Raw genomic sequence first — 9,776 nt, forward strand, 5'->3', positions numbered from 1 at the left:
ACCCGCGCCACTGGCTGCCGCACCGCTCCTGTCCGCCGAAACGCCCGCGCCGCCGCCCGAAGTGGTGGTCCATGACGACGGCACCAGCGCCACCCGCTATCCGCTGCTCGGCCGGCCGCATGTTGCGCTGTCGGGCAATGTCGATCAGGCGATGTACCAGAGCTTCCGCGACCAGATCGCCGCCGCGCCGCGTCAGGGCACCCTGGTCGTGTCGATCTCCACGCTGGGCGGCGATCCCGAGATCGCGCGGCTGATGGCCGACGAGATCCGGCTGCTGCGCGAATATAACGATCGCGACATCCTGTTCCTGGGCAAGGTCGCGGTCTATTCGGCCGGCGCCACCTTCATGGCCGCCTTCCCCGCCGACAAGCGCTTCGTGACCCGGGGCACGCGGATCATGATCCATGAGCGCACCCTGAATCGCACGCTCGACCTGTCCGGCCCGCTCAAGACCTGCGCCGCAAGCCTGCGCGCCAGCCTGCACGAGATCGAGGAATCGGTGCGGATCGAGGAGGAAGGGTTCCGCGATCTGGTCGCGGGCACCAGCATCCCGTTCGAAGACGTCCGCGCCCGCGCGCCGGAGAACTGGTATATCGAAGCCGAGGAAGCACGCTCCCTCGGCCTCGTGCTGGATGTGATCTGAAAGCAATCCTCCCCCGGAGGGGGAGGGGGACCGCGAAGCGGTGGAGGGGGACGCCCCAAGCGATATCACCTGTGGCGCTCCCCCTCCGTCAGCCTGCGGCTGCCACCTCCCCCTCCGGGGGAGGATTTACGCAGGCCGCCTTACGCCGTCGCGCCACCATCGATATCGATCGTCGTACCGGTGATGAACGACGACTCATCGCTCGCCAGGAACGATGCCAGCGCCGCCACTTCCTCGGCGCGGCCATAGCGGCCCAGCGGAATGCTCGGCAGCATGATCTTGGCCATGTCGCCGTCGGCCGGGTTCATGTCGGTGTCGATCGGACCCGGCTGGATCACATTGACCAGAATGCCCCGCGGCGCGAGGTCGCGTGCCCAACCGCGGGCCAGGCCCTGCACGGCCGACTTGCTGGCGCCATAGCTCGCCATGCCCGGGATCATCGAGACGTCGCCCGACACGCTGCCCACGATCACCACGCGCCCGCCATCGGAGAGATGCGGCACCGCAGCGACGGTCCCCGCGACCACGCCATCGACATTGACCGCGAACACCCGGCGGAATTCCTCGAACCCGCCCTGATCGACCGTGGTGCCGCCAAAGACGCCGGCATTATGGACCAGGATATCGATCCCGCCCAAGGTCTCGGCCGTCTTCTCGACCGCAGCCGCCACCGCATCGCCATCGGCAGCGTCGGCCCGCACGGCCAGTCCCTTCACGCCTTCGGCTTCGATCGCCTTCACCGTCGCTTCGGCAGCCTCGGCGTTACCGGCATAGGTGATGACGACGTCGGCGCCGTCCGCGGCCAGCCGCTTCGCGATCGCCGAACCGATGCCGCGCGATCCGCCGGTGACCAGGGCGCGCTTGCCTGCAAGCTTCTTCATCTCAAATCTCCCGTCCCTTTCCGGCGAGATGCCGGTCCTATCGGGACAGGCCGTGATCTGGGGAGCGGTTCGGATAGTTCAATATTCCCGAACTATTAAAATGAACAAGCTTTCCTATATTCGACCCATGCCCAGTTTCGTGCACCCCGATCTGAAGGACGTCAGCCTCGCCGCCGCGCTGCATGCGCTGGCCGATCCGGTGCGTCTGGCGATGGTGGCGCAGCTCGCTGGTGGCGAGACGCTCAACTGCACCGCGACCTGCCCGCTCCAGTCGATCCCCAAGAGCACGCTGTCCAATCACTTCAAGGTGCTGCGCGGCGCGGGCATCGTCGAGACCCGCGCCGAGGGCCGCGAGATGCTCAGCACCCTGCGCCGCGAAGCGTTCGAAGCGCGCTTCCCCGGCCTGCTGGCCTCGATCCTGGACAATCAGCGTGCGGGTTGTGTGGTTTAGGACAGTTCAGCTTCGCTGAACCGGCACCGGCCCGCTGACGGAAAGCACCTAAAACGGGGTTGCGCTGCGAGTGCGAAAGGCATAGCCCGCGCGCAGCGCATCGGGACGCGCGGAGGGAAGATAGCGAATGGCCGAGTTTCGCCTGCCGAAGAACAGCCGGATCAAGAAGAACGGACAGACCCATTCGGCCCCGTCCGGCGCGACCCGGATCAAGAAGTTCGAAATCTACCGCTACGACCCGGATACCAAAGAGAATCCGCGCTACGACACGTTCGAGATCGATCTCGACGATTGCGGCCCGATGGTCCTCGACGCGCTCATCAAGATCAAGTCGGAGATCGACCCGACCCTGACCTTCCGCCGCTCGTGCCGCGAAGGCATTTGCGGGTCCTGCTCGATGAACATGGCTGGCCGCAACGGCCTCGCCTGCACCACCGCGATCGAGGATCTGAACGGCAAGATCCGCATCACGCCGCTGCCGCACATGGACGTGATCAAGGATCTCGTCCCCGATTTCACGCACTTCTACGCGCAGTACAGCTCGATCAAGCCGTGGCTGCAAACGGTGTCGACCACGCCTTCGGGCAAGGAACGGCTCCAGAGCCCCAAGGATCGCGAAAAGCTCGACGGCCTGTACGAGTGCATCCTGTGCGCCTGCTGCTCGACTTCGTGCCCCAGCTATTGGTGGAACAGCGACAAGTTCCTCGGCCCGGCGATCCTGCTCCAGGCCTATCGCTGGCTGGCCGACAGCCGCGACGAGATGACCGGCGAGCGGCTTGATGCGCTGGAGGATCCGTTCCGCCTGTATCGCTGTCACACGATCATGAACTGCGCGAATGTCTGCCCCAAGGGGCTGAACCCCGCCAAGGCGATCGCCGAAATCAAGATCATGGAAGCCGAGCGCACCATCTGATGCTGCGCTCGGGTCTGGCACTGGCCGCGGCGCTGCTGCTCGGCGCGCCCGCCACTGCATCCGAACCTGACGCCCAGCGCCTCGACGATCACACCGCCCTGATCGCGGGAACCTTCGAACCCGCCCGCCAGCCCGATGGCAATTCGATCCTGATCGAAGGCCCGGACGGCCTGATCGTCTTCGACACCGGCCGCCACAAGGCCCAAGCCGATCGCGTGATCGCCGCCGCCGGAGACAAGCCGGTCGTCGCGATCGTCAACAGCCATTGGCACCTCGATCATGTCAGCGGCAACCTCGCGCTCAAGGCCGCCTATCCGGGCGTGCGGGTCTATGGCACCGGCGCGATCGACAAGGCGCTGACCGGCTTCCTTGCGCGCGGGCTGGCATCGAACCGCAAGGCGCTGGCCACCGGCATGCTTACGCCCGGCCTGAACGAGGACCTTCGCGGCGACATCGCCACGGTGGAGCGCGGCGCGGAACTGCGTCCCGATGTCGTGCTGACCGGCTCGATCACGCTGAACCCGCTGACTCTCTTCGTCGCGCCGCATGCCGTGACCGCAGCCGATGTCTGGGCCTATGACAGCGGCGCGAAGCGCGTGCTTGCGGGCGATCTGGTCACCCTGCCCGCGCCTTTCCTCGACACCGCCTGCCCCGAAGGCTGGGAAGAAGCACTCGCCAAAATCGAACGCACGCCCTTCACCACGCTCGTTCCCGGCCATGGCCCGGTGATGAGCCGCGACGATTTCCGCGTCTGGCATCTGGGCTTCACCAGCTTCATCGACTGCACCGGCACCGAGCGGCCGATGGAGACCTGCGCGGGCGGCTGGCTTGCCACCGCGCGGCATTTCCTGAGCGAGGCCGATGCCGCCGCGGCCGCGCCGCTGGCCTATTATTATGGCGAATTGCTCCGCTCGGGCAGGCTGCAGGCGAACTGCCCGGCATGAGCGATCCGTTCCATTATTACGAAGATCCGGATGCTCCCGGCTGGATGCGCTGGGAGCTGCGCGAGGCCGGGCGCTTCAACAGTTTCCTCGGTCATGTCTCGACCCGGCTCGACGGCGATGCCGCGATTGTGCGGATGATGCCGCGCTATGAGCATTCGAACCTGCTGGACAAGGTCCATGGCGGCGCGCTGCTCGGCTTTGTCGACGTTGCGCTGTTCGGCGCGGCGCGCAGCTTCGGCGTACTGGCCGGCCCCGCCGTGACCATCGATATCTCCGCCCAGTTCGTCGGCGCCGCCGCACTCGACGTCGCACTCGATGCCCGGGTCGAGCTGCTGCGCGAGACTGGCCGGCTGCTCTTCCTGCGCGGGCTGATCGTCCAGCAGGGCGAGACCGTCGCCAGCTTCACCGGCACGATCCGCAAGTTCGCCGCGCGCACCGCTTCGCCCGAATGAGCCACGTCCTCGAACGATACCGGGCGCTGGTCGCCGCGGGCGAGCTGCGCGAAGATGCCGAGCAGGAAGCCGCCGCAGCACGGCTCGATGCGCTCGCCGTCGAGCTCGAAGCGGTCCCGAAGAAAGGCAGCATCCTGTGGCGCGCGCTCGGCCGCCAGCCCGAAGCGCCGCGTGGCGTCTACCTGTGGGGCGGGGTCGGCCGCGGCAAATCGATGCTGATGGACCTGCTGTTCGAGCAGTTAGAGATCCGCCGCAAGCGCCGCGTCCATTTCCACGAATTCATGCTCGAGGTGCACCAGCGCCTGAATGTCGAGCGGCAGAAGGACACACCCGACCCGGTCGTCGCGGTGGCCGAGGCGATGGTCGAGGATATCCGCCTGCTCGCCTTCGACGAGATGGTGGTCAACAACCCGCCCGACGCGATGATCCTCTCGCGCCTGTTCACCGAGATGATGCGCCACGGCGTGACGATGGTCGCCACGTCGAACCGCGCGCCGAACGATCTCTACAAGGACGGGCTCAACCGCCAGCTGTTCCTGCCCTTCATCCATCTGATCGAGGAGAAGATGGACGTGATGGCGCTGAACGGACCGGTCGATTACCGGCTCGACCGGCTGGGGCAGGTCGACACCTGGCATGTCCCCAACGGCCCCGAGGCGACCAAGGCCCTGTCGTCCGCCTTCTTCCGCCTGACCGATTATCCGCCCGAGGATCGCGAGCACGTCCCCGGTTGCGACATTCCAGTACAGGGCGGGCGCGAGCTGCATGTGCCGAAATGCCTCAAGGGCGTCGCGGTCTTCTCGTTCAAGCGGCTGTGCGGTGAGGCGCGCGGCGCGGCCGATTATCTCGCCATCGCCCGGCGCTTCCACACCGTGCTGATCGTCGGCATTCCCCGGCTGGGCGCGGAGAACCGCAACGAAGCGGCGCGCTTCGTGACGCTGATCGACGCGCTGTACGAGCATAAGGTCAAGCTGCTCGCCGCTGCGGACGCCGAACCCGAGCACCTCTATGAGGAAGGCGATGGCCGGTTCGAGTTCGACCGCACGATCAGCCGGTTGATGGAAATGCGTTCCGACGAATATCTCGCCGAAGGCCATGGCGAGCGCTGAGGCTCACCCCGCCATCGCCCCCGCCAGGTCCTGCCCCCGCCCGGTCAGCCCATAGAGCGGTAGCGGCGGGAACTGGTCCTCCAGCCGCCGCTTCACCAGATCCTGCCCGATCATCGTCTGCAAGGTCAGCGACAGCGCGCGGGGCGTCACCGGCGCCAGCCGCGACTGGAGCATACCGAACCGGGTCCAGTCCGGCCCCAGCCCCGCCACCACCGGCAGCCCCCAGCGCGGCACGTCCGCCGCTTCCAGCCCCAGCTTCTCGCGCGATGCCATGATCCGCTCGCATGCCCCACCGACCTCGAGTCCCGCTGGCGTCAGCACATATTCGGGCCGCAGCGGGTGGCCATGGCCGGGATTGGGCACCACCCAGCCGGCATCGCGCAGATGCTGGAGCGCCCGAGTCAGGCTGTGGCTCGACAGGCCGAAGCGCGCCGCGATCACCGCGAAGCGCGATCCCCGCTCGCGGCTCAGCAACGCCATCACCGGCATCGCCCAGCGATTGGCGGTCAGCGTCCGAAGCGAGGCATCGTCGAGCGTCGTTGACATCCGAACCAAATTGATATCGACTATACAAATGGAACCATAGAGTCGGGAGTGACAGATGACAACCACGCAATCGCTGGACATGGATGCACGCTCGCAGCCGAACGGCGCGGGCATCGCCTATGATGGCGGCCTCACCTGCGCGATCGGCGTCTCCAGCCTCGACGCGGCGATCCCCTGGTACAGCGAAGTGCTGGGCATGACCCTGCTCTATCGCCGCGACGATATCGCCTGGGCCGAACTCACCACCGGCGTCGACCGGGTCAATGTCGGCCTCTCGCAGAACGAGAGCGTCGGCGGCGCGGGCGGCGCGACGCTCACTTTCGGGGTGCAGGATATCGAAGCCGCCAAGGCCGCGCTCGACGCCGCGGGCGTGCGCCAGGACGGCGAGATCATGGAGATCCCGGAGATGGTGAAGCTGCTCACCTTCTACGATCCCGATGGCAATGCGCTGATGTTCTATCAGGACCTGTCAGGCCAAGGCTGAACCCGCACCGGGCGTCGGGCCGCCCGCGAAAGCGGCTGGCCGACGCCGCGGCAATCACCAAAACTCATGGCAGCCAGCCACACTATTGCACTTGCGAATTAGTCGCAAAGATAATCACCTATCTGCATCTCCTTTGGGTTGCGGCATCGCGCGTATGCGCCTAAGCGACGCTCGTTTTTCCGCGGTTTCGCGCCACAGTTGCGCCCAATACAGACCCAAGGAGTTCTCATGGCCCGCAAGAAGATTGCCCTTATCGGCGCTGGCAACATCGGTGGCACGCTCGCACACCTCGCCGCCCTCAAGGGTCTCGGCGACATCGTGCTGTTCGACGTGGTCGAGGGCGTGCCGCAGGGCAAGGCGCTCGATCTGTCGCAGTGCGGCCCGGTCGAGGGCTTCGACGCCAAGATCACCGGCACCAACGACTATGCCGATATCGCGGGCGCCGATGTGATCATCGTCACCGCCGGTGTCGCTCGCAAGCCGGGCATGAGCCGCGACGATCTGCTGGGCATCAACCTGAAGGTCATGAAGGCCGTCGGCGAAGGCATCGCCGCCAATGCGCCCGACGCGTTCGTGATCTGCATCACCAACCCGCTCGACGCGATGGTCTGGGCGCTGCGCGAATTCTCCGGGCTCCCGCACCAGAAGGTCGTCGGCATGGCCGGCGTGCTCGACTCGGCGCGCTTCAGCCACTTCCTCGCCGACGAGTTCAACGTCTCGGTGAAGGACGTGACCTCGTTCGTTCTCGGCGGCCATGGCGACACGATGGTCCCGGTCATCGAATATTCGACCGTCTCGGGCATCCCGGTTCCCGACCTGATCGAAATGGGCTTCTCGACCAAGGAGCGCATCGACGCGATCGTTCAGCGCACCCGTTCGGGCGGCGGCGAGATCGTCGCGCTGCTCAAGACCGGCTCGGCTTATTATGCGCCCGCGACCAGCGGCATCGCGATGGCCGAAGCCTATCTCTACGACCAGAAGCGCGTCCTTCCGGCCGCGGCGCACCTGACCGGCCAGTATGGCATCGACGATCTCTATGTCGGCGTGCCGGTGGTGATCGGTGCGGGCGGCGTCGAGAAGATCGTCGAGATCAAGCTGTCGGACGAAGCCAAGGCCAACCTCACCGTGTCGGTCGACGCGGTCAAGGAACTGCTGGTCGCCTGCAAGGGCATCGACGAGAGCCTGGCGTAAGCAAATGGCGCTCGGCGACCTCCTCGCATTGGGCACGCTTGCCTATGTCGTGGCGGTCGCCGGTGCGCATATTCTCGCCTGGTACCGGCGCGGCGGCCTTGCCTGGCTGTCGCTTGTCGTCGCCGCGATGGTGCCGGTCGTCCTGCTGATGATCGGTCTGGGCAGCAACGATGCGCACGGCACCGGCTATTACGGCCTCGATCTGATGATGTTCGTAACCCTCCCCTGGATCTGGCTCGCCACCGCCGTATTCGGCGGCACGCTGTTTCTGGTGCGCCGGTCGCGACGACGCGAGGAGGCCGGGCAGTGATTCTGGCAGCCGCCCTGTTGCTGACCTCCAGCGCCGCGCCCGAGGCGCCGTTGCTCGATTCGTTCAAGGCGGCCTGCCAGAATATCGACGATTTCGAAACGGCCCGCGCCGACACGGCCAAGGCCGGCTGGGAAGCCGCGCCCGAGGATGCCGAACCGCGCATCGCCAATCTGCTCAAGCTCGGCCGCGAAGCGATCGGCGACAGCGGCAAGATCAGCGGCGGCACCTATCGCAAGACGTTCGAAGGCACGACCGTGTGGCTGGTTCTCTCGCGCTTCGAGGACAAGTCCGGCTTCTGGGGCAATGGCTGCCGCGCCTATGATTTCACCGCCACCATGCCCTTCGCGCCCGGCGCGCTCGTCGAATGGCTCGGCAAGGGGCCGACCGGCGAGGGCGAGCAGGACGGCATGATCCGCCAGAGCTGGGAACCCGGCTGGCGCGACGGCGTCTCGATCGAGGCCAGCTATATTCCCGCGGGGCACCCCGACATCGGCAACACCGGCCTTCAAGGCCGCGTGCTCGTCGCCGAAGCAATCGGGGGCTTCTGATGACCGCATATCCTTCCCGCCGCGCCGCCGATCCGGCGGACGTCCTATTCCTCGTCTCTTCATTTCTTGCTGGGGTTTCCGCATGAGCATTCTGATCGACAAGAACACCAAGGTCATCACCCAGGGGATGACCGGCGAGACCGGCACCTTCCACACCCAGCAGGCGCTGGCGTACGGGACGCAGATGGTCGGCGGCGTCACCCCGGGCAAGGGCGGTACCGAGCATATCGGCCTGCCGGTGTTCGACACCGTCGCCGAAGCGGTCAGCAAGACCGGCGCGAGCGCCAGCGTGATCTATGTTCCGCCCCCCTTCGCGGCGGATTCGATCCTGGAAGCCATCGACGCCGAGGTTCCGCTGATCGTCACCATTACCGAAGGCATCCCGGTGCTCGACATGGTCAAGGTGAAGCGCGCCCTTTCGGGTTCGAAGTCGCGCCTGATCGGCCCGAACTGCCCCGGCGTGCTGACCCCCGGCGAGTGCAAGATCGGCATCATGCCCGGCAGCATCTTCTCCAAGGGTTCGGTCGGCGTCGTGTCGCGTTCGGGCACGCTCACCTATGAGGCGGTGTTCCAGACCACGAACGCAGGCCTGGGCCAGACCACCGCGGTCGGCATTGGCGGCGATCCGGTCAACGGCACCAACTTCATCGACGTGCTCGAGCTGTTCCTGGCCGACGAAGCCACGAAATCGATCATCATGATCGGTGAAATTGGTGGCTCGGCCGAAGAGGAAGCCGCACAGTTCCTGATCGACGAGGCGAAGAAGGGCCGCAAGAAGCCGATGGCCGGCTTCATCGCGGGCCGCACCGCGCCTCCGGGCCGCCGCATGGGCCATGCCGGCGCGATCGTCTCGGGCGGCCAGGGCGGCGCCGAGGACAAGATCGCGGCGATGGAAGCCGCCGGCATCCGCGTCGCGGCCAGCCCCTCGGAGCTGGGTTCGACGCTGGTCGAGGTCCTGAAGGGCTGAATTCAAAAGCGCGGCACCCCATATCCGGTGGGGTGTGAGCGCTAACACTGGGTGGATATGACCATGGGCTATGAAGGCCTGGACTTCGACGAAATTGCCGGCGGCGTGAGCCCCGGCTTTGTCGAGACGCTGTACAAGAAGTTCAAGGCCGATCCGGCCGCGGTCGAGGCCGGCTGGCGCGACTGGTTCGAGGGGCTGGAAGGCGCCTCGACCGGCCCGAGCTGGGCGCAGCCCAACTGGCCGCCCAAGGATACCGACGCGCTCACCGCGGCGATGGACCCGACCCAGATGGAGCCGGCGCCCGCCAAGGCAAAGGCCGCTCCGGCGCCCGCCGCCG

The 9,776-nt window shown here is 66.4% G+C and carries 14 protein-coding genes; 12 read left to right on the top strand and 2 right to left on the bottom strand.

Annotated features, from left to right (window positions below; translation table 11 throughout):
• The first annotated feature begins 64 nt into the window (after positions 1-64).
• On the top strand, positions 65-643 hold the full coding sequence (locus P1X14_RS20670; RefSeq protein ID WP_277317325.1) for an ATP-dependent Clp protease proteolytic subunit: 579 nt from the start codon (positions 65-67) through the stop codon (positions 641-643).
• A 140-nt stretch (positions 644-783) separates the two neighbouring features.
• Here the strand turns inward: P1X14_RS20670 and P1X14_RS20675 are convergent, their stop codons facing one another.
• Complete coding sequence (locus P1X14_RS20675; RefSeq protein WP_277317312.1) at positions 784-1,524, bottom strand: SDR family NAD(P)-dependent oxidoreductase; 741 nt, start codon at positions 1,522-1,524, stop codon at positions 784-786.
• 127 nt (positions 1,525-1,651) lie between these two features.
• Between P1X14_RS20675 and P1X14_RS20680 the strand changes: the two genes are divergently transcribed.
• From P1X14_RS20680 to zapE, 5 genes are all read left to right on the top strand, one after another.
• Positions 1,652-1,975 carry a helix-turn-helix domain-containing protein gene (locus P1X14_RS20680; RefSeq protein WP_277317313.1) on the top strand — a complete coding sequence of 108 codons (324 nt, stop codon included), beginning with the start codon at positions 1,652-1,654 and terminating at the stop codon, positions 1,973-1,975.
• Positions 1,976-2,102: 127 nt separating this feature from the next.
• Positions 2,103-2,888 (top strand): succinate dehydrogenase iron-sulfur subunit, encoded by a 786-nt coding sequence (locus tag P1X14_RS20685; RefSeq protein ID WP_277317314.1) that lies wholly within the window; start codon positions 2,103-2,105, stop codon positions 2,886-2,888.
• Positions 2,888-3,832: an MBL fold metallo-hydrolase gene (locus tag P1X14_RS20690; RefSeq protein WP_277317315.1), complete on the top strand. Its 945-nt coding sequence runs from the start codon at positions 2,888-2,890 to the stop codon at positions 3,830-3,832. The genes P1X14_RS20685 and P1X14_RS20690 overlap by 1 nt, the downstream gene beginning before the upstream one ends.
• A complete protein-coding gene (locus P1X14_RS20695) occupies positions 3,829-4,284 on the top strand; it encodes a PaaI family thioesterase (protein ID WP_277317316.1) in 456 nt (151 codons plus the stop codon). The genes P1X14_RS20690 and P1X14_RS20695 overlap by 4 nt, the downstream gene beginning before the upstream one ends.
• Entirely contained in the window at positions 4,281-5,393 is a 1,113-nt protein-coding gene (gene zapE, locus P1X14_RS20700; RefSeq protein WP_277317317.1) for a cell division protein ZapE, read from the top strand. Before P1X14_RS20695 ends, zapE begins: the two co-directional genes overlap by 4 nt.
• 3 nt (positions 5,394-5,396) lie before the next feature.
• On the opposite strand, the gene P1X14_RS20705 is transcribed toward zapE, so the two are convergent.
• On the bottom strand, positions 5,397-5,939 hold the full coding sequence (locus tag P1X14_RS20705; RefSeq protein WP_277317318.1) for a winged helix-turn-helix transcriptional regulator: 543 nt from the start codon (positions 5,937-5,939) through the stop codon (positions 5,397-5,399).
• Between the two features lie 55 nt (positions 5,940-5,994).
• Here P1X14_RS20705 and P1X14_RS20710 point away from each other — a divergent pair, with 55 nt between their 5' ends.
• The 6 genes from P1X14_RS20710 to P1X14_RS20735 form a co-directional block, all read left to right on the top strand.
• Positions 5,995-6,423 carry a VOC family protein gene (locus P1X14_RS20710; protein ID WP_277317319.1) on the top strand — a complete coding sequence of 143 codons (429 nt, stop codon included), beginning with the start codon at positions 5,995-5,997 and terminating at the stop codon, positions 6,421-6,423.
• 228 nt (positions 6,424-6,651) lie between these two features.
• On the top strand, positions 6,652-7,614 hold the full coding sequence (gene mdh, locus P1X14_RS20715) for a malate dehydrogenase (protein WP_277317320.1): 963 nt from the start codon (positions 6,652-6,654) through the stop codon (positions 7,612-7,614).
• Between the two features lie 4 nt (positions 7,615-7,618).
• The gene (locus tag P1X14_RS20720) at positions 7,619-7,924 is read left to right on the top strand and encodes a hypothetical protein (RefSeq protein ID WP_277317321.1); all 306 of its coding nucleotides are present in this window, start codon (positions 7,619-7,621) and stop codon (positions 7,922-7,924) included.
• Positions 7,921-8,472, top strand: a complete 552-nt coding sequence (locus P1X14_RS20725) for a hypothetical protein (protein ID WP_277317322.1) — start codon at positions 7,921-7,923, stop codon at positions 8,470-8,472. Before P1X14_RS20720 ends, P1X14_RS20725 begins: the two co-directional genes overlap by 4 nt.
• A gap of 82 nt (positions 8,473-8,554) precedes the next feature.
• Positions 8,555-9,439, top strand: a complete 885-nt coding sequence (sucD, locus tag P1X14_RS20730) for a succinate--CoA ligase subunit alpha (protein ID WP_277317323.1) — start codon at positions 8,555-8,557, stop codon at positions 9,437-9,439.
• Between the two features lie 63 nt (positions 9,440-9,502).
• A partial coding sequence (locus P1X14_RS20735; RefSeq protein ID WP_277317324.1) for a hypothetical protein occupies positions 9,503-9,776 on the top strand: 274 nt, incomplete at its 3' end.

Origin of the sequence: Sphingomonas sp. AOB5, assembly GCF_029433115.1 — a bacterium.
Taxonomy (GTDB): Bacteria; Pseudomonadota; Alphaproteobacteria; order Sphingomonadales; family Sphingomonadaceae; genus Sphingomonas.